The organism is Streptomyces sp. NPDC048565, assembly GCF_040650935.1.
In the GTDB taxonomy this organism is placed as follows: Bacteria; Actinomycetota; Actinomycetes; order Streptomycetales; family Streptomycetaceae; genus Streptomyces.
This window is the reverse complement of record NZ_JBEZIH010000003.1, coordinates 1-24,941: the sequence shown is the minus strand read 5'-3', so window position 1 is coordinate 24,941 and position 24,941 is coordinate 1. Positions and strand designations below refer to the sequence as shown.

Annotated in this window: 22 protein-coding genes; 11 read left to right on the top strand and 11 right to left on the bottom strand. The window is 70.5% G+C overall.

Annotation, left to right across the window (positions count from 1 at the left end; genetic code table 11):
- Positions 1–79 precede the first annotated feature (79 nt).
- From AB0C75_RS04485 to coxB, 3 genes are read right to left on the bottom strand one after another with little or no spacing between them, the layout of a single operon-like run.
- Complete coding sequence (locus AB0C75_RS04485; protein WP_362886983.1) at positions 80–478, bottom strand: cytochrome c oxidase subunit 4; 399 nt, start codon at positions 476–478, stop codon at positions 80–82.
- A complete protein-coding gene (gene ctaD / locus AB0C75_RS04480) occupies positions 475–2,211 on the bottom strand; it encodes a cytochrome c oxidase subunit I (RefSeq protein ID WP_362886981.1) in 1,737 nt (578 codons plus the stop codon). Before ctaD ends, AB0C75_RS04485 begins: the two co-directional genes overlap by 4 nt.
- Positions 2,208–3,176 carry a cytochrome c oxidase subunit II gene (gene coxB, locus AB0C75_RS04475; protein WP_362886979.1) on the bottom strand — a complete coding sequence of 323 codons (969 nt, stop codon included), beginning with the start codon at positions 3,174–3,176 and terminating at the stop codon, positions 2,208–2,210. Before coxB ends, ctaD begins: the two co-directional genes overlap by 4 nt.
- Positions 3,177–3,450: 274 nt before the next feature.
- Here coxB and AB0C75_RS04470 point away from each other — a divergent pair, with 274 nt between their 5' ends.
- On the top strand, positions 3,451–4,833 hold the full coding sequence (locus AB0C75_RS04470; RefSeq protein ID WP_362886977.1) for an aminotransferase class V-fold PLP-dependent enzyme: 1,383 nt from the start codon (positions 3,451–3,453) through the stop codon (positions 4,831–4,833).
- Positions 4,834–4,864: 31 nt separating this feature from the next.
- Here the strand turns inward: AB0C75_RS04470 and AB0C75_RS04465 are convergent, their stop codons facing one another.
- Positions 4,865–5,839 (bottom strand): carbohydrate kinase family protein, encoded by a 975-nt coding sequence (locus AB0C75_RS04465; RefSeq protein ID WP_362886975.1) that lies wholly within the window; start codon positions 5,837–5,839, stop codon positions 4,865–4,867.
- A 160-nt stretch (positions 5,840–5,999) separates the two neighbouring features.
- Here AB0C75_RS04465 and AB0C75_RS04460 point away from each other — a divergent pair, with 160 nt between their 5' ends.
- Positions 6,000–6,206, top strand: coding sequence for a hypothetical protein (locus AB0C75_RS04460; protein ID WP_362886973.1), 207 nt, complete (start codon positions 6,000–6,002; stop codon positions 6,204–6,206).
- Between the two features lie 130 nt (positions 6,207–6,336).
- Positions 6,337–7,770 carry a hypothetical protein gene (locus tag AB0C75_RS04455; protein ID WP_362886971.1) on the top strand — a complete coding sequence of 478 codons (1,434 nt, stop codon included), beginning with the start codon at positions 6,337–6,339 and terminating at the stop codon, positions 7,768–7,770.
- A gap of 84 nt (positions 7,771–7,854) precedes the next feature.
- Here the strand turns inward: AB0C75_RS04455 and AB0C75_RS04450 are convergent, their stop codons facing one another.
- The gene (locus AB0C75_RS04450) at positions 7,855–8,211 is read right to left on the bottom strand and encodes an iron-sulfur cluster assembly accessory protein (protein WP_327119342.1); all 357 of its coding nucleotides are present in this window, start codon (positions 8,209–8,211) and stop codon (positions 7,855–7,857) included.
- Between the two features lie 220 nt (positions 8,212–8,431).
- Between AB0C75_RS04450 and nadA the strand changes: the two genes are divergently transcribed.
- Positions 8,432–9,619 carry a quinolinate synthase NadA gene (nadA, locus tag AB0C75_RS04445; protein WP_362886969.1) on the top strand — a complete coding sequence of 396 codons (1,188 nt, stop codon included), beginning with the start codon at positions 8,432–8,434 and terminating at the stop codon, positions 9,617–9,619.
- 93 nt (positions 9,620–9,712) lie between these two features.
- Here the strand turns inward: nadA and AB0C75_RS04440 are convergent, their stop codons facing one another.
- From AB0C75_RS04440 to AB0C75_RS04420, 5 genes are all read right to left on the bottom strand, one after another.
- A complete protein-coding gene (locus AB0C75_RS04440; RefSeq protein WP_362886967.1) occupies positions 9,713–12,868 on the bottom strand; it encodes an efflux RND transporter permease subunit in 3,156 nt (1,051 codons plus the stop codon).
- Between the two features lie 271 nt (positions 12,869–13,139).
- Positions 13,140–13,826: a response regulator transcription factor gene (locus AB0C75_RS04435; protein ID WP_362886965.1), complete on the bottom strand. Its 687-nt coding sequence runs from the start codon at positions 13,824–13,826 to the stop codon at positions 13,140–13,142.
- 5 nt (positions 13,827–13,831) lie between these two features.
- Positions 13,832–15,094, bottom strand: a complete 1,263-nt coding sequence (locus AB0C75_RS04430) for a sensor histidine kinase (protein ID WP_362886963.1) — start codon at positions 15,092–15,094, stop codon at positions 13,832–13,834.
- A gap of 124 nt (positions 15,095–15,218) precedes the next feature.
- Positions 15,219–15,497 carry a hypothetical protein gene (locus AB0C75_RS04425; RefSeq protein WP_362886961.1) on the bottom strand — a complete coding sequence of 93 codons (279 nt, stop codon included), beginning with the start codon at positions 15,495–15,497 and terminating at the stop codon, positions 15,219–15,221.
- A gap of 10 nt (positions 15,498–15,507) precedes the next feature.
- Positions 15,508–16,290, bottom strand: a complete 783-nt coding sequence (locus AB0C75_RS04420) for a PspA/IM30 family protein (protein ID WP_362886959.1) — start codon at positions 16,288–16,290, stop codon at positions 15,508–15,510.
- Between the two features lie 295 nt (positions 16,291–16,585).
- Here AB0C75_RS04420 and AB0C75_RS04415 point away from each other — a divergent pair, with 295 nt between their 5' ends.
- From AB0C75_RS04415 to AB0C75_RS04405, 3 genes are all read left to right on the top strand, one after another.
- Positions 16,586–17,185, top strand: coding sequence for a DUF3043 domain-containing protein (locus AB0C75_RS04415; RefSeq protein WP_362886957.1), 600 nt, complete (start codon positions 16,586–16,588; stop codon positions 17,183–17,185).
- A gap of 65 nt (positions 17,186–17,250) precedes the next feature.
- A complete protein-coding gene (locus AB0C75_RS04410; RefSeq protein WP_362887593.1) occupies positions 17,251–17,985 on the top strand; it encodes a class I SAM-dependent methyltransferase in 735 nt (244 codons plus the stop codon).
- 74 nt (positions 17,986–18,059) lie between these two features.
- Complete coding sequence (locus AB0C75_RS04405; RefSeq protein ID WP_362886955.1) at positions 18,060–19,136, top strand: trypsin-like peptidase domain-containing protein; 1,077 nt, start codon at positions 18,060–18,062, stop codon at positions 19,134–19,136.
- 96 nt (positions 19,137–19,232) lie between these two features.
- Here AB0C75_RS04405 and AB0C75_RS04400 read toward each other — a convergent pair whose 3' ends face one another.
- Positions 19,233–19,433: a hypothetical protein gene (locus tag AB0C75_RS04400; RefSeq protein ID WP_362886953.1), complete on the bottom strand. Its 201-nt coding sequence runs from the start codon at positions 19,431–19,433 to the stop codon at positions 19,233–19,235.
- Between the two features lie 86 nt (positions 19,434–19,519).
- Between AB0C75_RS04400 and AB0C75_RS04395 the strand changes: the two genes are divergently transcribed.
- From AB0C75_RS04395 to AB0C75_RS04380, 4 genes are all read left to right on the top strand, one after another.
- Positions 19,520–20,722: a bifunctional adenosylcobinamide kinase/adenosylcobinamide-phosphate guanylyltransferase gene (locus AB0C75_RS04395; protein ID WP_362886951.1), complete on the top strand. Its 1,203-nt coding sequence runs from the start codon at positions 19,520–19,522 to the stop codon at positions 20,720–20,722.
- A gap of 114 nt (positions 20,723–20,836) precedes the next feature.
- Positions 20,837–21,958: a nicotinate-nucleotide--dimethylbenzimidazole phosphoribosyltransferase gene (gene cobT / locus AB0C75_RS04390; protein ID WP_362886949.1), complete on the top strand. Its 1,122-nt coding sequence runs from the start codon at positions 20,837–20,839 to the stop codon at positions 21,956–21,958.
- A gap of 311 nt (positions 21,959–22,269) precedes the next feature.
- Positions 22,270–23,052, top strand: coding sequence for an adenosylcobinamide-GDP ribazoletransferase (cobS, locus tag AB0C75_RS04385; RefSeq protein ID WP_362886948.1), 783 nt, complete (start codon positions 22,270–22,272; stop codon positions 23,050–23,052).
- A gap of 233 nt (positions 23,053–23,285) precedes the next feature.
- Positions 23,286–24,845, top strand: a complete 1,560-nt coding sequence (locus AB0C75_RS04380) for a leucyl aminopeptidase (RefSeq protein WP_362886946.1) — start codon at positions 23,286–23,288, stop codon at positions 24,843–24,845.
- Positions 24,846–24,941: the final 96 nt, after the last annotated feature.

Below are 24,941 nucleotides of genomic sequence, written 5' to 3'. Positions count from 1 at the left end.
TGCAAACGGGGGCCCGGCCCGCTCATCACTGAGCGGACCGGGCCCCCGTACGCGTGCGACGCGCCGGTGAAGGCGTGTCCTACTGGGTGCGGTTCTCTCCCCGGTAGTACTCGAAGACCCAGCCGAAGAGGCCGATCAGGAGCAGCGGGGCCGAGAAGTAGGCCAGCCACCAGCCGAAGACGACGGCCATGAACAGGAAGGCTCCGCCGATGGCCAGCGAGAGCGGCTGCCAGCTGTGCGGGGAGAAGAAGCCCACCTCACCGGCTTCGTCCGCGACGTCGGCTTCCTTGTTGTCCTGGGCCATCGCGTCGACCCTGTTGGCCGTGAAGGCCAGGTAGAAGCCGATCATGATGGTCAGCCCGAAGGCCAGGACCAGCGCGGTGGTACCGACCGGCTCCCTGGACCAGACGCCGTACGTGACGGCCATGGCCAGCATGAAGACGCTCAGCCAGATGAAGAGCTTGCCCTGGATCTTCACTTGCCGTCCTCCTTGCCACCGACGAGGACCTTGTCACCCTCGGACAGGTGATCGAGCTGCTCGAGTGCCGCGATCTCCGGGTGGTGCAGGTCGAACGCCGGGGATTCGGAACGGATCTTCGGCAGGCTGAGGAAGTTGTGCCGCGGGGGCGGGCAGGACGTCGCCCATTCGAGCGAACGGCCGTAGCCCCAGGGGTCGTCGACCTCGATCTTCTTGCCGTACTTGGCGGTCTTCCAGACGTTGTACATGAACGGAAGCATCGACAGTCCGAGCAGGAACGAGGAGATCGTCGAGATCGTGTTCAGGGCGGTGAAGCCGTCGGCCGCGAGGTAGTCCGCGTAGCGTCGCGGCATGCCCTCGGCACCGAGCCAGTGCTGCACGAGGAAGGTGCCGTGGAAGCCGATGAACAGCGTCCAGAACGTCAGCTTCCCGAGCCGCTCGTCCAGCATCTTGCCGGTGAACTTCGGCCACCAGAAGTGGAATCCGGCGAACATCGCGAAGACCACGGTGCCGAAGACGACGTAGTGGAAGTGCGCGACCACGAAGTACGAGTCGGAGATGTGGAAGTCCAGCGGCGGCGAGGCCAGGATCACGCCGGTCAGACCACCGAAGGCGAAGGTGATCAGGAAGCCGACGGACCACAGCATCGGTGTCTCGAAGGACAACGACCCCTTCCACATCGTGCCGATCCAGTTGAAGAACTTCACACCGGTCGGCACCGCGATGAGGAATGTCATGAAGGAGAAGAACGGTAGGAGTACGCCGCCCGTCACATACATGTGGTGCGCCCACACCGTCACCGAGAGGCCGGCGATGGCGATCGTCGCGCTGATCAGACCGACATAGCCGAACATCGGCTTGCGGCTGAACACCGGGATGATCTCGGAAATAATTCCGAAGAATGGTAGCGCGATGATGTACACCTCTGGATGCCCGAAGAACCAGAAGAGGTGTTGCCATAGCAATGCGCCACCGTTGGACGCGTCGAAGATATGTGCGCCGAATTTTCGGTCGACCTCAAGCGCGAAGAGCGCGGCGGCCAGAACCGGGAACGCGAGCAGGACCAGAACACCGGTCAGCAGGACGTTCCAGGTGAAGATCGGCATACGGAACATCGTCATGCCGGGTGCGCGCATGCAGATGATCGTGGTGATGAAGTTGACCGAACCGAGGATCGTACCGAAGCCGGAGAAGGCCAGACCCATGATCCACATATCGGCGCCCGCGCCCGGCGAGCGGACCGCGTCCGACAGCGGGGAGTAGGCGAACCAGCCGAAGTCGGCCGCACCCTGCGGGGTGAGGAAGCCAGCCACGGCGATCAGCGAACCGAAGAGGTACAGCCAGTACGCGAACATGTTCAGCCGCGGGAACGCCACGTCGGGCGCGCCGATCTGCAACGGCATGATCCAGTTCGCGAACCCGGCGAACAACGGCGTCGCGAACATCAGCAGCATGATCGTGCCGTGCATCGTGAACGCCTGGTTGAACTGCTCGTTCGACATGATCTGCGTACCCGGACGGGCCAGCTCGGCGCGCATGACGAGCGCCAGGAGGCCGCCGATGCAGAAGAAGGCGAACGAGGTGACCAGGTACATCGTGCCGATGGTCTTGTGGTCGGTGGTCGTCAGCCAGCTGATGACCACACTTCCCGGCTGCTTGCGCCGTACCGGCAGCTCGTCCTCGAACGAGGCGTCTGCCGCCGCGGCACCCTGGGATTCATTGAGGATGCTCACAGTTTGTTCGTCTCCGCATTCCTGGCCGGGTCCGTCTGCTCGATGCCTGCCGGCACGTAGCCCGTCTGACCCTTCTCCGCCAGCTCCTTGAGGTGCTGCTGGTAACGCTCGGGAGAGACGATCTTGACGTTGAAGAGCATCCGGGAGTGGTCGACGCCGCAGAGCTCGGCGCACTTACCCATGTAGGTGCCCTCCTTCTTCGGCGTGACCTCGAAGGAGTTGGTGTGGCCCGGAATGACGTCCTGCTTCATGAGGAACGGCACCACCCAGAAGGAGTGGATGACGTCACGCGAAGTCAGGATGAAACGGACCTTCTCGCCCTTCGGCAGCCACAGGGTCGGACCCGGGTTGCCGTTCTGCGGGTTACGCGTACCGGGGATACCCACGTCGTAGACGCCGTTGGCGTCCGCGGGGAAGTCCTTCCGGAACTTGTCGGGGATGGCGTCGAGCTCCTTGGGGACCTCGTTGCCGGTGGAGGGCTCGCCCTCCACGTGCTCGATGTAGTTGAAGCCCCAGCTCCACTGGTAGCCGACCACGTTGACCGTGTGGGCCGGCTTCGGGCTGAGGGAGAGGAGCTTCGACTCGTCGCGCGCGGTGAAGTAGAAGAACACCGAGACGATGATGAGGGGGACCACTGTGTACAGCGCCTCGATAGGCATGTTGTACCTGGTCTGCTGAGGTACCTCCACCTTGGTCCGGCTACGCCGGTGGAAGATGACACTCCAGATGATCAGCCCCCAGACAAGGACGCCCGTGGCGAGCGCTGCCGCCCACGAGCCCTGCCAGAGGGAGAGGATCCGAGGGGCCTCTTCCGTTACCGGTGTGGGCATACCGAGGCGGGGGAAATCCTCCCAGTTGTATGAACAACCGGAGGCCGTCGCCAGGACCAGGCCCGCAGTCAGCACCTGCGGCAGCTTCCGCCGCATCGGGCGCCGCGACAAGCGGTCGGAGCCGTTGGGACTCACGTAGCGCCTTCCCGAGAGTCTCGCCCGCACGGTTCGGCGCGGCCGTCTCACTTGGTCGGTCGCCGGCCCTGACGCGGGCAGGGGTTTGGATGTTTATGCGGACCAAACCCTACTGGACGCTATTTGGGGTCGCGCGGGGAGGGTGCCCAACGCGCCGCACGACACCCCGAAGGGGTGGAATGCGAGCCTCCGGCCTCCATCTGACGCCCCCTCTCCCCCCTTACGAGAACAGCGGGCCACCCGATCGCGCACCCCTGCGGGCTAGCGTGACGGTGTGCCCTACTTCGACGCGGCTTCCTCCGCCCCTCTGCACCCTGTCGCCCGCCAGGCGCTGCATGCCTCACTGGACGAGGGCTGGGCCGATCCCGCCCGGCTCTACCGCGAGGGGCGGCGGGCCGCCCTGCTGCTGGACGCGGCCAGGGAGACCGCGGCCGAGGCCGTCGGCTGCCGTCCTGACGAGCTCGTCTTCACCTCGTCGGGCACCCGGGCGGTGCACTCGGCTGTCTCCGGGGCTCTTTCCGGGCGTCGGCGTGTCGGCCGCCATCTTGTGCTCTCGGCCGTCGAACACTCCTCGGTGCTCCACGCGGCAGCCGCCCTGGACGCGGCAGGGGGCTCGTTCACCGAGGTGCCGGTGGACCGGACCGGGGCGGTGGACCCCACGGCGTACGGCCAGGCCCTTCGCCCGGACACCGCGCTGGCGTGTCTGCAGTCCGCCAACCACGAGGTGGGAACCGAACAGCCGGTGGTGGAGACCGCCGAGGTCTGCGCCGAGGCGGGCGTGCCGCTGCTGGTGGACGCCGCGCAGTCGCTCGGCTGGGCACCGGTGCCCGGCCGCTGGTCACTGCTGGCGGCAAGCGCCCACAAGTGGGGCGGGCCGGCCGGGGTCGGGCTGCTGGTCGTGCGCAAGGGGGTGCGCTTCGCGCCCCAAGGCCCCGTCGACGAGCGGGAGTCGGGCCGGGCGGCCGGCTTCCAGAACATCCCGGCGATCGTGGCGGCCGCGGCCTCGCTGCGTGCGGTGCGCGCGGAGGCCGAGGCCGAGGCCGAACGGCTGCGCGCCCTGGTGGGCCGGATCCGGGCGGCGGTGGGCGGCCTGGTGCCCGATGTGGAGGTGGTCGGCGATCCGGTGCGGCGGCTGCCGCATCTGGTCACCTTCTCCTGTCTCTATGTCGACGGAGAGACATTGCTCCATGAACTGGACCGGGCCGGATTCTCCGTTTCGTCCGGTTCGTCCTGCACCAGCAGCACCCTGACGCCCAGCCATGTCCTCAAGGCGATGGGCGTTCTCACGGAGGGGAACGTCCGCGTCTCGCTTCCGTCCGGGACGACGGGGGAAGAGGTCGACACCTTCCTCGGCGTACTGCCGGGCGTGGTGGCCGGGGTACGGGCGAAGCTCGGCGCGCCCGCTTCGGCGGCCCCTTCCCCGGCGTCACGGGACTCGCTCGTGGTGGACGCGCTGGGCAGGCGCTGCCCGATTCCGGTGATCGAACTCGCAAAGGTGATCGAAGGAGTACCCGTGGGCGGCACGGTGACGGTGCTCTCGGACGACGAGGCCGCCCGCCTCGACATCCCGGCCTGGTGCGCGATGCGCGAACAGGAGTACGTGGGCGAGGAGCCGGCGGACCACGGTTCGGCCTATGTGGTCCGCCGGCTCCTGTGAGCGCGTGCCGCCGATGCAGCCGAGGCCGGCTTCAGGAGAGGTGCTTGCGGACCTCGGAGGCGGCCTCGTCGCCGTAGGCCTTGGTGAAGCGGTCCATGAAGGGGGTGCGGCGCAGGGTGTATTCCTGGGTGCCGACCGTCTCGATGACCAGGGTCGCGAGCATGCAGCCGACCTGGGCGGCGCGCTCCAGGTCCACACCCCAGGCGAGGCCGGAGAGGAAGCCTGCCCGGAAGGCGTCGCCGACGCCGGTCGGGTCGGCCTTGCGCTCCTCCTCGGCGCAGCCGACCTCGATCGGGTCCTGGCCGGCCTGCTCGATGCGGACGCCGCGGGCGCCGAGGGTGGTGACCCGGTGGCCGACCTTGGAGAGGATCTCCTCGTCGCTCCAGCCGGTCTTGGACTCGATGAGCCCCTTCTCGTACTCGTTGGAGAAGAGGTACGTCGCACCGTCGAGCAGGATCCGGATCTCCTCGCCGTCCATCCGCGCGATCTGCTGCGAGAAGTCCGCGGCGAACGGGATGCCACGCGAACGGCACTCCTCCGTGTGGCGGAGCATCGCCTCGGGGTCGTCGGCGCCGATCGAGACGAGGTCGAGGCCGCCGACCCGGTCGGCGACGCTCTTGAGTTCGATCAGCCGGGCCTCGCTCATGGCGCCCGTGTAGAAGGAGCCGATCTGGTTGTGGTCGGCGTCCGTCGTACAGACGAAGCGTGCCGTGTGCAGGACCTCGGAGACCCGGACCGAGCCGGTGTCGACACCGTGCCGGTCGAGCCAGGCGCGGTAGTCGTCGAAGTCGGAGCCGACAGCGCCCACGAGGATCGGCTGCGTGCCGAGCACGCCCATGCCGAAGGCGATGTTGGCGCCGACCCCGCCGCGGCGCACGTCGAGGTTGTCGACGAGGAAGGAGAGCGAGACCGTGTGCAGCTGATCCGCGACCAGCTGGTCCGCGAATCGGCCGGGGAAGGTCATGAGGTGGTCTGTGGCGATGGAGCCGGTGACTGCGATGCGCACGGGGAGGCTGCTCCTGCGGAAGGCGAAGGGAACGCGTGAGCGCGCCCTCCGGGACGGCGTGACAGTTCACGCTACCCGGTGACGCCACCGTGCCTGAAGGGGCAAAACTACCCGATAGTAGGTCTTTCTACCTGAGCGCTCCCATGCGTACGGTGCGGATATGTCGAACACGATCGTTCCGCGTGAGTCCGAGATGAGCCTGGCCGAGCTGCGTGGTGACTGCGCGCGGATGGCGCCACACTGGGCCGCCCCCGCGAGGACCACCGCGAAGCCGGTGGAACCGGTGGAGCACTCCCGGATCCACGGGGTCACGGTGCCGCCGTCGTCCGCCCGTCTGATCGACGCGATGTCGGACTACGGCGACTGACCGGACCACTCACCGCGCTCCCTCACACGTACGGGGGAACCGTGCGCTCCTCCGGCCCGTCCCACCGATGTCCTCACCCCGGGGACGGATGATGCGCCAGTGACGGCCAGGCAGCCGAAGGAGCGATCCGGTGAGCACCGAGCGACCCGAGAATGACGTGACCGGCCCCCGGCGGCGGCGACCGCCGCTCGCCGTGGCCTCGGTGGCGGCGGCCGTGCTGCTGACCGGCGGCGGGGCAGCGTACTGGGCCTCGACCGCGTCGGGCGAGAGCGGTACGGGCGCGGGCAGGGCGGCCTCCGGGGACAGCTCCCCGCCGCCGCTCGCGCTGGACCTCGCGGACAGCCCGGCGACGCAGCCCCCCGGCATCGCGCCCGGTGAGCCCGACCCGCACGGCGCCGGTGTCGTGTACCGCGCCTCGGGCGAGCTGCCCGACGGCCCCGGCAGCGCCGCCGTCCACCGGACCGGATCCGCGGTGACCTCGGCCGAGGTGGCGCGGCTGGCGAAGGCGCTCGGGGTCGCGGGCACACCGCACGCGGACGGTGCCTCCTGGAAGGTGGGCAGCGACGGAGACGGTTCGGGACCGGTCCTGAAGGTGACCAAGCAGGCGCCGGGGACCTGGACGTTCGCCCGGTACGGCTCCGGCGGCACGGACGCGTGCGAGTCCGCGCGTACCTGTGCGAAGCAGGACCACACCCCCGCGTCCGGCTCTCCTGTCGGCGAGAAGGCGGCGAAGGCCGCTGCGGCTCCCGTACTGAAGGCCGTGGGGCAGGACGACGCCGCGCTCGACGCGGCCCAGCTGATGGGTTCCGTACGGGTGGTCAACGCCGACCCGGTGGTGGGCGGGCTGCCGACCTACGGATGGTCGACCGGCGTCCAGGTGGGTGCCGGGGGCGAGATCGTCGGCGGCAGCGGGCGCCTGAAGGCCCTGGAGAAGGGCGACAGCTATCCGGTGACCGGCGCGGCCGACGCCCTGGAGCAGCTGAACGCGCAGAGCCGTCGGGCCGCGAAGTCCGGCGCCGGCGACTGTGCGACCGCCGAGCCGCTGGAGGGCGGCCCGAGCACACCGAGGACCGACTGCGGCACTGCCCCGGCCGCCACGGTGACGGTCGAGAAGGCCAGGTTCGGGCTCTCGGCGCAGCAGTCCGCCCAGGGCGAGCGGATCCTCGTGCCGTCGTGGCTCTTCTCCGTACGGCCCGAAGGCGGCGGGCCCGAGCACACGGTCGTCCGGGTCGCGGTGGATCCGGACCATCTGGCGCCGAGCAGCAGCCCGGCCCCTGAGCCCACGAAGGACCCGCAGGGCAAGGGCGCGAGCCTCATCGCGTACAGCGCGGACGGGCGGACACTGGAGGTGACCTTCTGGGGCGGCGCGTGCAGCACGTACAAGGCACGTGCCACGGAGGACGCCACGACGGTGCGGGTCACCATCGATGTGTCGGAGCCGGACCCCGGGAAGGCCTGCATCATGATCGCCAAGGAGATCACCCGGACAGTGACGCTGGACGCGCCGCTGGACGGCCGGAAGGTGGTCGACGCCGGGTCGGGCGGGACGGTGCCCAAGCGGTAGTGGTGCGCCGTCGGCGCCCGCGCGTACGACAGCGGCGGCTCTCCCTGGTCCGGGAGAGCCGCCGCTGTCGTACAGCCGCTGGGTTCAGCTGAAGGAGTCACCGCAGGCGCAGGAGCCCGTGGCGTTCGGGTTGTCGATCGTGAAGCCCTGCTTCTCGATGGTGTCCACGAAGTCGACGGAGGCGCCGCCCAGGTACGGGGCGCTCATCCGGTCCGTGACGACCTTGACGCCGCCGAAGTCCTTCACGACGTCCCCGTCGAGCGAGCGCTCGTCGAAGAAGAGCTGGTAACGCAGGCCCGAGCAGCCTCCGGGCTGCACGGCGACGCGCAGCGCGAGGTCATCCCTGCCTTCCTGCTCGAGCAGGGTCTTGACCTTGGATGCGGCGGCGTCGGACAGGAGGATGCCGTCGCTCACGGTGGTGGTCTCGTCCGATACGGACATCTGCTTCTCTCCCGGGGTTGTACGGACTGCTTGCCGACGGTCCAACCATCGGGGCCACGGATTCATTCCGGGCCAGGGGCGTGCCTGCTCCCCTCATGCTCGCACACCACCGCATCAGGGGATGCGTCACATCGACGCTATGGGCATCGTCAAGCTGACACGAAGCGGTTATGATAGATAACGTCAATTAGACGAGAAGGCTTTTCGCTGAAAAGAAAGGGTGCGTGTCGTGACCACCGCCCAGCCCCTGGATGTCCAGCCGACGCCCCTCGCGCTGCTGCTGCTCGGCCGTGAGGCCGACCCGCTGAGCGAGCGAGGCGTCGAATGCCCCGGCGACCTGCCCTCCCCGTCCGACCCGGACCTGGTGGAGCGGGCTCGCGCCGCCAAGGAGAAGCTCGGGGACAAGGTCTTCGTGCTCGGGCACCACTACCAGCGCGACGAGGTCATCCAGTTCGCGGACGTCACCGGCGACTCCTTCAAGCTCGCCCGGGACGCGGCGGCACGGCCCGAGGCGGAGTACATCGTCTTCTGCGGCGTGCACTTCATGGCCGAGTCCGCCGACATCCTGACGGGCGACGACCAGAAGGTCGTCCTGCCGGACCTGGCCGCCGGCTGCTCGATGGCCGACATGGCCACCGCCGAGCAGGTCGCCGAGTGCTGGGACGTGCTGACGGATGCCGGCGTCGCCGACCAGGTCGTGCCGGTCTCCTACATGAACTCCTCCGCCGACATCAAGGCCTTCACGGGCCTCCACGGGGGGACGATCTGCACCTCGTCCAACGCGAAGCGCGCCCTGGAGTGGGCCTTCGAGCAGGGAGAGAAGATCCTCTTCCTGCCGGACCAGCACCTGGGCCGGAACACCGCCGTGCGGGACATGGGAATGACCCTGGAGGACTGCGTCCTCTACAACCCGCACAAGCCGAACGGCGGCCTCACCACCGAGCAGCTGCGCGACGCGAAGATGATCCTGTGGCGCGGGCACTGCTCGGTGCACGGGCGCTTCTCGGTGGAGTCCGTCAACGACGTACGGGAACGGATCCCGGGCGTCAACGTGCTGGTGCACCCGGAGTGCAAGCAGGAGGTCGTGGCCGCCGCGGACCAGGTGGGCTCGACGGAGTACATCATCAAGGCGCTGGAGGCGGCCCCGGCCGGCTCCAAGTGGGCGATCGGCACCGAGCTGAACCTGGTGCGCCGGCTGGCGAACCGTTTCGCCGCGGAGGACAAGGAGATCGTCTTCCTGGACAGGACGGTGTGCTTCTGCTCGACGATGAACCGGATCGACCTGCCGCACCTGGTGTGGACGCTGGAGTCGCTCGCCGAGGGCAAGCTCGTGAACCGGATCGAGGTCGAACCGGAGACGGAGAAGTACGCCAAGCTCGCGCTTGAGCGGATGCTGGCGCTGCCGTAACCGACCGGGCCCCGGAAAAAGAAAACAACAGGAAGGCCCCCGGCGCCGCTGTGCGGCGCCGGGGGCCTTCCTGTTGTCGCTGCGGGAAGCCGATCAGGCCTTCGCGGGCTCCGGCTCCTCGGAGGTGGTCTCCTGAGCCGTGTCGGTGACCGCGGCGCCGGACTTCGCCTCACGCTTGGCCGCCTTCTTCTTCGCGCGGCGCTCCTTGCGGAGCTCGACCATCGCGTAGAGCGTCGGCACCAGCAGCAGCGTCAGCAGCGTGGAGGTGATCAGACCACCGATCACCACGACCGCCAGCGGCTGGGAGATGAAGCCACCTTCGCCCGTGACGCCGAGCGCCATCGGAAGCAGGGCGAAGATCGTCGCCAGGGCGGTCATCAGAATCGGACGCAGACGGTGGCGGCCGCCCTCGATGACTGCCTCGACGACGCCCATGCCCTGCGACCTGTACTGGTTGATGAGGTCGATCAGCACGATCGCGTTGGTCACCACGATGCCGATCAGCATCAGCATCCCGATCATCGCCGGGACGCCCATCGGGGTGCCGGTGACGATCAGGAGGCCGATGGCGCCCGTCGCGGCGAAGGGGATGGAGACCAGCAGGATCAGCGGCTGGATGAGCGACCTGAAGGTGGCCACCAGCAGCATGAAGACGATCGCGATGGCGGCCAACATGGCAAGACCCAGCTTGACGAAGGCGTCGTCCTGGTCCGCGGAGACACCGCCGATGGTCGCGGTGGCGCCCTCCGGGAGATCCAGGGCGTCGATCTTCTGCTGGAGCGCCGTGGTGACCGCGCCCGTGTTGTCGCCCGTCGGCCTGGCGGTGATCGTCGCCGCGCGCTGGCCGTCGATACGGGTCATCGAGACCGGTCCGGGGACCAGCTTGACGTCGGCGATCCTGCCGAGCTCGACCGGACCGAGCTTGAGTGCCTTCAGCTCGGCCATGGTGGTGGCCGGCTCGGCGGACTTCACCAGGACGTCACGCTCGGTGTCGTCCATGATCGCCGTGCCCGACGGGGTGCCGCGCACTGCGGCGGCGACCGCCGCGCCGAGGGTGGTCTGGTCGAACCCGGCGTCGGCCGCCTTGTCGTTGGCCTTGACCGAGATCCGCGGGACGCTCTGCGCGAGGTCGCTCTGGACGTCGGTGACGTCCTTGAGCTCGGCGACCTCACCGCGCACCGCTTCGGAGGTCTTCTTCAGGACGTCCCCGTCCGAGGCCTTGACCACGACGCTGAGGTCCTGGCTGCCGAAGCCGTCGCCCCCGGCGATCGTGGTGTCGCCGATGCCGTCGAGCTTGCCCAGGGCCTCGTCGATCCGGCCCTCGGTGGCGTCGTAGTCCGCCGAGTCCTTGAGGGTGACCTGGTAGGTCGCCTGGTTGGCGCCCGTGCCGCCGCCGAAGGCCGCCATGAAGCCGGAGGAGCCGACGGTGACCTGGTACTCCTTGACGCCCTCGTCCGCGGCCAGGACCTTCTCGACCTTCCGCGCGGCCTTGTCGGCCGCGTCCAGGCTGGTGCCCGGAGTCAGCTCCTGGTTGATGGAGAGGACTTCCTGCTCGCCCTGGTCGAAGAAGTTCGTCTTCAGCAGGGGCGCCATGCCGAAGGTGCCGAACAGGACCGCGAAGGCGATGACGATGCTCGTGATGCGGCGCCGGGTCGCGAAGCGCAGCACCGGGACGTAGATCCGCTGGAGCCGGCTGGCGGCTTCCTTCTCCTCGGCCTTGCGGCGTGCCTCGTCCGGGTCGACGGCGGTGCCCTTGGGGGCCCGCAGGAACCAGAACGAGAGGACGGGGACCACGGTCAGCGAGACCAGCAGGGAGGCCAGCAGGGCCGCGGTGACGGTGAGGGAGAACGAGCCGAAGAGCTGGCCGACCATGCCGCCGACCAGACCGATGGGCAGGAAGACCGCGACGGTGGTGAGCGTGGACGAGGTGACCGCGCCGGCCACCTCCTTGACCGCGGTGATGATCGCCGACTGGCGCTCCTCGCCGTAGCCGAGGTGCCGCTTGATGTTCTCCAGGACCACGATCGAGTCGTCGACGACCCGGCCGATCGCGATGGTCAGCGCGCCGAGCGTCAGCATGTTCAGCGACAGGCCACGGGTCCAGAGCACGATCAGCGCGAGGACCACGGAGAGCGGGATGGAGACCGCGGTGACCAGCGTCGAGCGGATCGACGCCAGGAACACCAGGATCACGATCACGGCGAAGAGCAGGCCGAGCGCGCCCTCGGTGGTCAGTCCTGATATCGCCTTGGAGACGGCGGGTCCCTGGTCGGAGACCACGGTCAGCTCGGCGCCGGAGCCGAGGTCCTTGCGCAGGTCCGGCAGCTTGTCCTGGACGGCGTCCGAGATGGCGACGGCGCTGCCGTCCTTGTCCATCGTCGCCACGACGGCGAGGCTCGGCTCGCCGTTCGTACGGGTGATGGAGACCGCGGTGGCGGGCTCCTGCTTCACCGTGGCGACGTCACCGACACGGACCGCCTTGCCGGACTCACCCGTCGCCGGGTCCTTCGCGGCGACCTTCAGGTCCTCGATCTGCCGGAGCGAGGTGAAGGAGCCGCCGACCTGGATGGTGCGGCTCTTGCCCGACTCGGAGAAGGAGCCGGCCGGGACGGTGGCACCGCCGGACTGGAGTGCCTGGGCCAGCGAGGCGGCGTTCATGCCCGCAGCGGCGAGCTTCTTGTCGTCGGGGACGACGGAGACCTGGAGGTCCTGGACGCCGTCGATCGAGACCTGGCCGACGCCCTCGATGTCCTCGAGCGCCGGAACGACCGTGCGGTCCAACTGGTCGGCGAGCGCCTGCTGGTCCTTGCCCGAGGTGACGGCGAGCACGACGGTCGGGATGTCGTCCGTCGAACCGGCGACGACCTGCGGGTCCACGGTGTCGGGCAGCTCGGCGCGGGCACGGTTCACGGCCTGCTGGATGTCGGCGACGAGCTGCTTCGTGCCCTCGTCACCGAAGTCGAAGGTCGCCATGATGACGGCGTTGCCCTCGCTGGCGGTCGAGGTGATGCCGTCGACGCCGTCGACGGCCTTGATGGCGTTCTCGAGAGGTTCGACGACCTGCTTCTCGACCACATCGGGGGACGCGCCCTGGTACGGGGCCAGCACCGACACCATCGGGAGCTCGATGGTGGGCAGCAGCTGTTGCTTGAGCTGCGGGATCGCGATCGCTCCGAAGACGAGCGCGACGATCGAGATCAGCCCGATCAGGGCCCTCTGCGCGAGGCTGAATCTGGACAGCCAGGACATGGGTAGGTCTCTCTTCTGTGGCGTACGCGGCAGGTGGACGGGTTCCCCACGCCCACGTCGGTGGGCAGAGGATCAGCGGAACCGCGAACACGCGAAAACACGAACACGCGGGGAAACACGAAACCGCCGAACCGCCGAACCGCCGAAAACACAGCGGGGACACAGCCCGCCCATCTATACGATCGCCGGTTCCCGATACGAAAACGTCGGCCCCCGGGCTGCTTTCCCGGTCCCCCGCATACCGCAGCTGGAGTAGCCGGGTCTCCACCCGTCACTCCACCCTGGGACGGACAAGGCCCGATTCGTAGGCAATAACCACCAATTGCGCCCGGTCCCGCGCGCCCAGTTTCGCCATGGCCCGGTTCACATGGGTCTTCACGGTGAGAGGGCTGACGACCAGCTGGTCGGCGATCCGGTCGTTGGAGTGTCCGCCCGCGACCTGGACGAGTACCTCCCGCTCGCGCCCGGTGAGCGCGGCGAGGCGCTCGGCGTACTCCGTGCCGTGCGGGTCATGGGCGCTGCCGCCCTGGGCGAGGAAGCTGGCGATGAGCCCCTTGGTCGCGACCGGGGAGAGCAGCGCCTCACCGGCCGCCGCGACACGGATGGCGTTGAGGAGTTCGTCCGGTTCCGCGCCCTTGCCCAGGAAGCCCGACGCACCGGCGCGCAGGGACTGCACCACGTACTCGTCCACCTCGAAGGTGGTGAGCATGACGATCCGTACGCCCGCCAGATCCGGGTCGGCGCTGATCATCCGGGTGGCGGCGAGACCGTCGGTGCCAGGCATCCTGATGTCCATCAGCACGACGTCGGCGAGGGTCGAGCGGGCCAGCTCCACCGCTTCGGCGCCGTCGGCCGCCTCACCGACGACCCGCATGTCGGGTTCGGAGTCGACCAGCACCCGGAAGGCGCTGCGCAGCAGCGCCTGGTCGTCGGCGAGCAGCACCTTGATGGGCGTCATGCGCGTCATCCCCCCGTGGTCCCCACCGCGTCCGGCCCTTCCGGCGCGCGTGTGCGGGATGTGACGGGCAGGATCGCATGGACCCTGAACCCGCCTCCGTAACGGGGCCCCGCCGTGAGGGTGCCGCCCAGCGCGCTGACACGCTCGCGCATGCCGATCAGGCCGTGCCCGCCACCGTCGTCCGGCGCGGCGCCGGGGTCCGCTCCCGTGCCGTCGTCGAGCACGGTGACCTCCGCGGTCCTCCCGACGCGTACGACGCTCACTTCGGCCTTCGCACCGGCGCCCGCGTGTTTGCGTACGTTGGTCAGCGCTTCCTGGATGATCCGGTAGGCCGCGAGGTCGGCCGCGGCGGGCAGCGGGCTGTCCGGGTCGGTGCGGGCGACCTCCACGGGAAGTCCGGCGTTGCGGAAGGTGTCGACCAGGGCGTCGAGGACGGCGAGCCCCGGGGCGGGTTCGGTGGGCGCCTCCGGGTCGCCGGACTGCCGCAGCAGCCCGACCGTGGCCCGCAGTTCGTTGAGTGCGGAGCGGCTCGCCTCCCGTACGTGGCCGAGTGCCTCCTTCGCCTGGTCGGGGCGCCGGTCCATGACGTGCGCCGCGACCCCGGCCTGGACGTTGACCAGGGCGATGTGGTGGGCGACGACGTCGTGCAGGTCCCGGGCGATCCTCAGGCGCTCCTCCGCGACCCTGCGGCCCGCCTCCTCCTCGCGGGTGCGTTCCGCGCGTTCGGCCCGTTCCCTGATGGCGTCGACGAACGCGCGTCTGCTGCGTACGGCGTCCCCGGCGGCACAGGCGAGCCCGGTCCAGGCCAGGGCGCCGAGATTCTCCTGGCTGTACCAGGGCGTAGGACCGGCCACCATCGCGGCCAGGGCCAGCACTCCCATGGTCAGCAGGCCCACCCGCCAGGTGGTGGGGCGGTCGGTGCTGGCCGCGACGGTGAACAGCGCGATGGCCGCGCTCGCCACGATGGGCGAGGGCAGATCGGTCAGGACGAATTCGATGACGGACAGCGCTCCGGTCGCCGCGAGCACCGTAATGGGCCTGCGCCTGCGCAGGACGAGCACCGCGGCAGCCAGGACCATCAGCAGCACGCTCGAAGCCTCGGGGGGCCTGGCCGCGAGGACGGGCCCGCCATGGCCCTGGCTCGGCTCGGCGAACGACGCGCAGAGCATGCAGACGAGCACGACCGCGGCGAGGGCACCGTCGAAGGCGAGGGAATGGCCGCGCAGCCAGCGGCGGGCGCGCACGAGCCCGGTTCCGAGGGTGGTCACGGAGCAACGGTACGGCGTGCGGCCGACCGGGTGGTCCTGGCGTGTCCTGGTGTGTACGCAGCACTGTGCCCCGCGCCGGGCGGACCGGGCGGGGCACTGTGGGAGTGCGGAGCGAGGCGCCCGGTCAGCCGGGGATCAGCCCGTCGTCGCGAAGCATGGAGCGCACCTCTTCGAGCGTGGCGTCAGGGGCCGGAAGGATCAGTTCCGACGGCTCCAGGGAGTCGTCGGGGAGCGGCGAGCCGAGCTCGCGCACCTTGTCCAGGAGAGCGTGGAGCGTGGTGCGGAAGCCGGGTCCGTCACCGCTCTCCATCTCCGCGAGGAGGATGTCGTCGAGCTTGTTCAGCTCGGCGACTTGACTGTCGGCCAGTACGACCTGGCCCTCCCCCATGATCCGTACGATCATGACGCCGCCCTCACTGCTTGTCGAACTTGTGCGGGGACTGCTGCGACTGCGGTGCCGCGTCCTCGGCGCCGCCCTCGATGGCCTGCTGCTGCCCGGCGGAACCGCCGGCCAGCTCGGCCTTCATGCGCTGCAGTTCCAGTTCTACATCCGTACCACCGGAGAGCCGGTCCAGCTCGGCAGCGATGTCGTCCTTCGCCGTGCCGGTCGAGTCGTCGAGGGCGCCGGAGGCCAGCAGCTCGTCGATGGCTCCCGCACGTGCCTGGAGCTGCTGCGTCTTGTCCTCGGCCCGCTGGACCGCCAGGCCGACGTCGCCCATCTCCTCGGAGATGCCGGAGAAGGCCTCTCCGATCCGGGTCTGGGCCTGGGCAGCGGTGTAGGTGGCCTTGATGGTCTCCTTCTTCGTACGGAAGGCGTCGACCTTGGCCTGCAGACGCTGGGCCGCGAGAGTGAGCTTCTCCTCCTCGCCCTGCAGCGTCTGGTGCTGCGTCTCCAGGTCCGTGACCTGCTGCTGGAGGGCGGCGCGCCGGGACAGCGCCTCCCGGGCCAGGTCCTCGCGGCCGAGCGCGAGTGCCTTGCGGCCCTGGTCCTCCAGCTTGGACGACTGTCCCTGCAGCTGGTTCAGCTGCAGCTCGAGCCGCTTGCGCGAGGTCGCCACATCGGCGACGCCGCGGCGCACCTTCTGAAGCAGTTCGAGCTGCTTCTGGTACGAGTAATCGAGGGTCTCGCGCGGATCCTCGGCCCGGTCAAGGGCCTTGTTTGCCTTCGCGCGGAAGATCATTCCCATACGCTTCATGACACCGCTCATGGGCTTCGCGCGCCCCCTTCTGACTTAACTGAGCTCCAGCACTCCAACAGAACCCACAGTACGGGCCCTACCTCTATTACCGCACTGTTCGAGCACGGATGTGGTCCTCCGCAAGGACGACTGCCGCCTGTCACCGCTCCCGCCCAGGGAGTAGAAGCCCCTGGGGGATCGATCGGCAACGTCCGTTCTGCCCCTGTCGGGACACTTTCAGGACGCAGGCCGTTGCCGGATCGTTCCCGGCCGGTCCTCGCTACTCCCGGCCGACCCCGTACCCTTGGGTTTTGTGTTCCGTAGCCGTTCCAAGGAAGAGAAGGCCCCCACCGGCAAGGTGACGGCGGACCTCTCCAAGCAGCCCCGCGACCCTCAGGCTCCCAAAGGTCGCCCCACCCCCAAGCGCAGCGAGGCCCAGACGCAGCGCAGGCGTGCCTCCAGTGGTGCGCCGACCGATCGCAAGGAGGCGACGAGGCGCCAGCGGGAAGCACGCCGGGCCGACATGGCCCGGCAGCGCGAAGCACTGGCGTCCGGTGACGAGCGTTATCTGCCGGTCCGTGACAAGGGGCCCGTGCGGCGCTTCGTCCGTGACTTCGTGGACTCGCGCTTCTGCATCGCGGAGTACTTCCTTCCGCTCGCAGTGATCATCCTGATCCTCAGCGTGATCCAGATCCGGAACATCCAGAACATCTCGCTGCTGCTCTGGCTCGGCGTGATCGTGCTGATCGTCGTCGACTCCGTCAGTCTCGGCTTCCGTCTCAAGAAGCAGCTGGCCCAGCGCTTCCCCGACACCCCGAAGCGCGGCGCCGTGGCCTACGGCCTGATGCGTACGCTCCAGATGCGCCGGCTGCGTCTTCCCAAGCCTCAGGTCAAGCGGGGAGAGCGGCCCTGAGCACGGGCACGGAGACCTCCGGCTTCGCCGGAGTGTCCGCCCGGTGGCTGGGCGGGCTCGGCGGGCTGCGCAACACGGTCCGCCAGGAGCTCGTCGCCCGGCAGCTCGACGAGCAGATAACCGCGCGCTACCCGGTGGGGCAGCGGCTGCGGGTGCTCGACGTCGGCATGGGACAGGGCACCCAGGCACTGCGGCTGGCGCGGGCCGGGCACTCCGTGACGGGCCTGGAGTCCGACCCCGGGATGCTGCGCTCGGCACGGGAGGCCCTGACGGGCGAGCCCGAGGGCATCCGGGAGCGGGTGCGGCTCATCGAGGGCGACGGCCGTGACACCGGGGTGCACTTCCTGCCCGGCAGCTTCGACGTGGTGCTCTGCCACGGCGTACTGATGTACGTCCCGGAGCCGGATCCGCTGCTGGCCGGCCTGGCCCGGATGCTGGCGCCCGGCGGGCTGCTCTCGCTGCTCGTGCGGAACGCCGACGCGCTGGCGATGCGCCCGGGGACGTCCGGTGACTTCGGCGCGGCTCTCGCGGCGTTCGAGAGCGACACGTACACGAACAGGCTGGGCCTGGACGTCAGGGCCGACCGGCTCGGTGTCCTGCGGGCCACCCTCGCCGGGATCGCCGCCCCGCTGCACGCGTGGTACGGCGTGCGGGTCTTCACGGACAACGTCGGCGAAGACGCGGAGCTGCCCGCACCCGACGAGCTCGCGCGGCTGTTCGCCGCCGAGGACCGGGCGGGTCGCACCGACCCGTACCGCGGGGTGGCCGCGCTGCTGCACCTGTGCGGCGTACGCGGCTGAGTCCGCAGCCTTCGTACGCCTGATCGGCCCAGCAGCGCAGGCCGTCGGCGGCCTGTCCTGGCCATACTCCGGGCATGGACGCAACCCCTTCCCGCAGGCGGGTACGCCGCTCGCTCACACCGCTGGCCGCCGGTGCCTGCGTGATCGCCCTGGCGGGTGGCTGCGCCGGTTCCGGCACAGCCCCGTCCGCCGCCCCCGCCCGGCAGCAGGCGGCGGTGTCCCGGGCGACGGACGCCCTGGAGGACCAGTACCAGGCCGTCATCAAGGATGTGCTGCCCTCCGTCGTGCAGATCGGCGCCGGGGACTCGCTCGGCTCGGGCATCGTCTACGACGACCAGGGCCACATCGTCACCAACGCCCATGTCGTGGGCCGCGAGAAGACCTTCGACGTCAGTGTCGCCACCGGCGAGAAGGTGCTCAAGGCGTCCCTGGTGTCCTCCTATCCAGAGCAGGACCTCGCCGTCATCAAGCTCGACGACGTCCCCGACGGGCTGCGGCCCGCGAAGTTCGGGGACACCGAAGAGGTCGAGGTGGGGCAGATCGTCCTGGCGATGGGTTCACCGCTCGGGCTGTCCAGCAGCGTCACCCAGGGCATCGTCTCCGCCGTGGGCCGCACCGTCAGCGAGGGCAGCTCGGACGGTGGCACCGGGGCGACGCTCGCCGACATGGTGCAGACCTCGGCGGCCATCAACCCGGGCAACAGCGGAGGCGCTCTGGTGAACCTCGACAGCGAGGTCATCGGCATCCCGACCCTCGCGGCGACCGACTCGGAGCAGGGCGGCGGCGCGGCGCCGGGGATCGGCTTCGCCATCCCCGTCTCGATGGTGCGGACGGTCGCCGACCAGATCATCAAGTCCGGGAAGGTCACCGACTCGGGCCGCGCGGCTCTGGACATCACGGGCCGCACCGTCGTCGACAGCTCGTACCAGCCCGCGGGTGTCGCGATCGTGAGCGTCTCGAAGGGCGGGGCCGCGGCGAAGGCGGGCCTGCGCGTCGGGGACGTCATCACCCGGATCGGCGGGACCCGGGTCACGACGATCACCTCGCTCTCGGAGGTGCTCGCGGGCGAGAGACCGGGCCGGAAGGTCTCGGTGACGTACACCCGGTCGGACTCGAAGAGGACGGCCGATGTCACCCTGGGCGAAATCTGAGCCCGAGGGCCCCGAGGAGCCCGGCGGCCCCCCAGAAGGCCGGCGGCCCCGAGGAGCCTGACAGCCCCGGAGAAGCTGTCAGGCCTTACGACCGCCTCAGGCCTGGAGGCTCATCGGGCCGTAGATCTTGGTCGCGTCCTCGAAGAGTGTCACCTGGTCCGCACCGCCTTCGAGCAGCTCCTTCCAGAACTCACCGATCCAGGACTCCGCGTCGCCCTGAGTCGTGAACTCCTCCGGCTGCAGCGCCGGCTCCGTCTCCGTACCGTCGGACTTCTCGAACCGCCACGTCCACGCCATGTCCGCCTCCTGGGTCACGTTGCTCCCCGAAGACTAGTCGGTGTCCCGGGCGCGCAGGTGGCTGATGGACACGGCAGGATCGAGACGTGGAACTGACACTGCTCGGCACCGGAGCCCCCGACGGGCTGCCGCGGCCCGACTGCCCCTGCGCCGTCTGCGCGTCCTCCCGCGGCACCGGGGCGCGTGCCGCGACCGCGCTGCTCGTGGACGACGCGCTGCTGCTGGATCTCACCCCGGGCGCCGTGTTCGCCGCCGCCCGTGCGGGTCGCTCGCTCGCCGGCGTACGGCAGGTGCTGCTGACCCACCCCCATGACGGGCCGGCGGTGGAGCTGCCCGCCTCGCTGCCGCCCGCGGGCCGGGTCCCCGACGGCCAGGAGCTGACGCTGATCAGCGGGCACCGGATCAGGGCGCTGGCGATGGACTCACCCGGCACCGGTTACGAGGTGACGGCACCGGAAGGTGAGCGTCTGCTCTATCTGCCGCCCGGGGCCTCCCCCGCCGGCCTGGCCGACCCGGTGGCGGAGCCGTACGACATGGTCGTGTGCGATGTGATCGGGCGCCCTGACGCCGTGGCCAGGCTGCGGGCCGTCGAGGCCGTCGGGCCCACCACCGAGGTGATCGCCGTCCATCTGGACCACGACGCGCCGCCAGGACCCGAGCTGGACCGCCGGCTCGCGGCCGGCGGGGCGCGCGCTGTGCCCGACGGGACGACACTGCCGGTGGGCGTCTACCGCGCCCTGCCCGATGTGCCCCGGCGCACGCTGATCACCGGAGGGGCCCGGTCGGGGAAGTCGGTGGAGGCCGAACAGCGCCTGGAGACCTTCCCCGAGGTGGTGTACGTGGCGACGGGTGGCCGCCGCGACGGGGACGCGGAGTGGGCGGCCAGGATCGGGCTGCACCGGGAGCGCAGGCCCGCCGCGTGGCGCACCGAGGAGACCTGCGAGCTGGCGGGGCTGCTGGAGGCGGACGGCCCGCCGCTGCTGATCGACTGTCTGTCGCTGTGGCTGACGGACGCGATGGACCGGACCGGTGCCTGGGACGACGCCCGGTGGGCGGGCGGCGGGGAGGCGAAGCTGCGCGACCGGGTCGCCGAGCTGGTGCGCGCGGTGCGCGGAACCCGCCGTACGGTCGTCGCCGTGACCCACGAGACCGGCTCGGGCGTGGTCCCGGCGACGGCGTCGGGGCGGCGCTTCCGGGACGAACTGGGCCGGCTGAACAACGCGTTCGCGGCCGAGTGCGAGCAGGTGCTGCTGGTGGTGGCGGGACGGGCGCTGGTGCTTCGGGGCTGAGGCGTGGGCGGGTGCGGGGCCGGGGGTACGGGAGGGAGCGCCGGGTACTGTTCCGCACAGGAGCCCCCCGGCGGGTTCCGGCCCACCCTGCGACGACCCGCGAGGCAGACCTCCGTGAATCTGGACGACTTCTCCGACCTGATCGAACGCCCCGACGGGGGCGTACGACGTGATGCCGAGGAACGCCGGGAGCGGCTCGCCGTTCCCGTCGGCGCGCTCGGACGGCTCGACGAGCTGGGTGAATGGCTGTCGGCCGCCCAGCAGTCGGTCCCCGTCAAGGCGGTCGAGCGGCCACGTGTCGTGCTGTTCGCCGGTGATCACGGGGTGGCGGAGCTGGAGGTCTCGGGCCGGGCCGCGGGCACCGCGCACGAGCTCGTCAGGGCGGTGCTGGACGGTGCGAGCCCCGTCGCGGTGCTGGCCCGGCGCTTCTCCGTCCCCCTGCGGATCGTGGACGCCGGTCTCGACTGCGATCCGGAGCTGCTGCCCGAAGCCGTCGTACGCGACCGGGTGCGGCGCGGCAGCGGCCGCATCGACGTCGAGGACGCGCTGACGGCCGAGGAGGCCGAGCAGGCAGTACGGCTCGGGATGCGCATCGCCGACGAGGAGGCCGACTCCGGCACCGATCTGGTGGTGCTGGGTGATCTGAGTGTGGGTGGCACGACGGCGGCCTCGACGCTGATCGCCGCCCTGTGCGGTACGGACGCCTCGGTGGTGACCGGGCGCGGCGGCGCGGGCATCGACGACCTGGCGTGGATGCGTAAGTGCGCGGCGGTCCGGGACGCGCTGCGGCGGGCCCGGCCGGTCCTCGGTGACCAGCTGGAGCTGCTGGCGACCGTGGGCGGCGCCGACCTGGCGGCCATGACGGGATTCCTGCTCCAGAGCGCGGTGCGCCGGATGCCAGTGGTGCTGGACGGGGTGGTCTCGGCGGCCTGCGCGCTGGTCGCCCAGCGGGCGGCCTTCCGGGCGCCGGACTGGTGGCTGGCGGGGCAGCTCAGCGGGGAGCCCGCCCAGCTGAAGGCGCTGGACCGGATGGCGCTGACCCCGCTGCTCGACCACGGGGTGACGGTGGGCGAGGGAAGCGGAGCCCTGCTGGCGCTGCCGCTCGTGCAGGCCGCGGCTGCGCTGTCCGCGGAGCTTCCCGAACGCGCCCAAGAGCCCGCCGAGGAGGAGGAGGAGGAGGAAGCGGACGCGAAGGAGCCGTCCGGGGACGCGGAGCCCGCGGACACGACGGCCTGAGCGCCGCCGCCCGGGTGGCGGTGCGTCAGGGGCTCCCGCCGGGCGGGGGGCCGGGCAGCGGGTTCCGGTCAGGGGCCCCGCCGATCAGGTCCTGGAACCGGCGGCGCGGTCCCACCCAGCGCACATCGTGGTGGTACGCCCTCAGCACCGCCCTGGCAGCAGCAGAGGGAGTTTGCCCGGCTCGACGATGTTCTGCTGGAACCAGTGACCCATGCCACCTCCACCGGAAGACCCACCCATGAGGCTTTTGGGTCGATTTACCCAATCTAGTGCCACCGCGGGCCTTGTACGCACCGGCTAGCCTGCGCGCGGTGACCTCCCTGAACAGCCACGGCGCGCGCTTCGCCTTCGGCACCCTGACCGCGCTCCCCGTCCGCGTCTCCCGCTGGGACCGTGACACCGCCCGCGCCGGCATGCTGTGCGCCCCGCTCGCCGGACTCGCCGTGGGGCTGCTCGCTGCCGTTCCCGGGGTGCTGTTCCTGCTCGGCGGGTCGGGGCCCCTGGTGGCGGCGGTCGTCTCCGCCGCGCTCCCCGCTGCGCTGACCCGCGGGCTGCATCTGGACGGGCTGGCGGACACCGCCGACGGGCTCGGCAGCGCCAAGCCGGCCGAGGACGCGCTGCGGATCATGAAGCAGTCGGACATCGGCCCGTTCGGCGTGATCACCCTGCTGTTCGTGCTGCTGGCCCAGGTCGCGGCGCTCCACGAGCTCTACGGCCGCGGCTGGGCCCAGGGCGCGCTGGGCACGGTCGCCGCCGCCGTCACCGCGAGGCTCGCGCTCACCCTGGCCGCGCGCCGCGGGGTCCCGCCCGCCCGGCCCGAGGGTCTCGGGGCCGCGGTGGCGGGCAGCGTCCCGCCCCGGGGGGCCACGGCCGTGGTCTGCGCGGTGGTCGTCTGCTGCGCGGCGGCCGGCGGCGCCCTGGGCGGCTACGGCGCCGCCCTGCACCTCACCGTCGCCGCCCTGGCCGGCCTCGGTGCCGCCCAGGTGATGCTGCGTCACTGTGTGCGGCGCTTCGGCGGGGTGACCGGCGACGTGTTCGGCGCACTGGAGGAGACGGCCGCCACGGTGGCACTTCTGGCGCTGTCCGTCGGCTAGCCGGACCCGAGGCCGTTCGCCTCCTTCCTGCTTCCTTCCTGCTTCCTTTCGGGGCCTTTCGGCCGTCCCCTTCCCCGGACGGGCCCCGCCCCCGTGAGCCGTCGCCATGGGCGCGCGTAGGCTCGTTCCCGGCGCATCCCGGGGGCCCGTCTACGATGCGCCGGGCACGGTCGGCCAACCCCTCGACCGGCACAGACCGGCACACAACTCAACGGAAGCGAGAATTCACCACCGTGACTGCTCTCACTCTCAGCACCTCAGGTGCGGCGACGCTGCGCGCCGACGCACTCGTCGTCGGCGTCGCCAAGGGCGCTGGGTCCAAGTCCGGGGACCTGGTCGTCGCACCGGGCGCCGAGGCCGTGGACAAGGCGTTCAACGGAAAGCTCGCCGCCGTCCTGGAGACCCTCGGCGCCTCAGGTGCCGAGGGCGAAGTGACCAAGCTCCCCGCCCCGTCCGGCTTCAAGGCCCCGGTCGTCGTCGCGGTCGGACTCGGTCCTGCCCCGGCGAAGGGCGAGACGTACGACGCCGAGGCACTGCGCCGGGCCGCGGGCAGCGCCGCGCGTGCGCTGAAGGGTGCGAAGAAGGCCGGTTTCGCCCTGCCGACGGAGTCCGCCGAGGACGCGGGCGCCGTCGCGGAGGGCGCCCTGCTGGGCGCGTACGCCTTCACCGCCTACCAGGGCGGCGAGGACAAGGTCGCCCCGAAGAGCGCCACGTCCGGCAGGAACGGCGCGAAGCTTCCGCTCGCAGAGGTCGCCCTGCTCGGCACCAAGCCGCGTGACAAGGCCTTCAAGGCCGCCGCGGAGCGCGCCCTCTCGGTCACCGAGGAGATCAACCGGGCCCGCGATCTGATCAACACCCCGCCCAACGACCTGTACCCCGAGTCCTTCGCCGCCGTGGCCACCGCCGCCGGCAAGGAGCACGGCATCAAGGTGCAGGTGCTGGACGAGAAGGCGCTGGTCAAGGGCGGTTACGGCGGTCTGCTCGGCGTCGGCCAGGGGTCCACGCACGGCCCGCGCCTGGTCAAGCTCGCCTACACCCACCCCAAGGCGGAGAAGACGGTCGCCCTGGTCGGCAAGGGCATCACCTACGACTCGGGCGGCATCTCACTCAAGCCCGCGGGCCACAACGAGACGATGAAGTGCGACATGAGCGGCGCCGCCGCCGTGCTCGCCACCGTCGTGTCGGCCGCCCGCCTCGGCCTCCGGATCAACGTCACCGGCTGGCTGGCGCTCGCCGAGAACATGCCGTCCGGCAACGCCACCCGCCCGGGTGACGTGCTGCGCATGTACAGCGGCAAGACCGTCGAGGTCCTCAACACCGACGCCGAGGGCCGGCTCGTCCTCGCCGACGCGCTGACCCGCGCCTCGGAGGAGAACCCGGACGCGATCGTCGACGTGGCGACCCTGACCGGCGCGATGGTGCTGGCCCTGGGCAACCGCACCTTCGCCGTGATGAGCAACGACGACGCGTTCCGTACGTCGATCCACGAGATCGCCGGGGAGGTCGGCGAGGCGTCCTGGCCGATGCCGCTCCTCGCCGACCTGCGCAAGGGCATGGACTCCCCGACCGCCGACATCGCCAACATGGGCGAGCGGATGGGCGGCGGCCTGGTCGCCGGTCTGTTCCTGAAGGAGTTCGTGGGCGAGGGCATCGCCTGGGCGCACCTGGACATCGCGGGCCCGGCCTTCCACGAGGGCGCGCCGTACGGCTACACGCCCAAGGGCGGCACCGGATCCTCGGTCCGCACCCTGGTGCGGCTGGTGGAGCGCACCGCGGCCGGCGACCTCGGCTAGGGCGCGTTTCGAAAGTAGCGCCGTCCGCCCGAAGGGCGGGCCCGGCGGCGTCCGGTGCGTGCGATCGCAAGGCGGAGGGTCGCCCCGATACTGGGT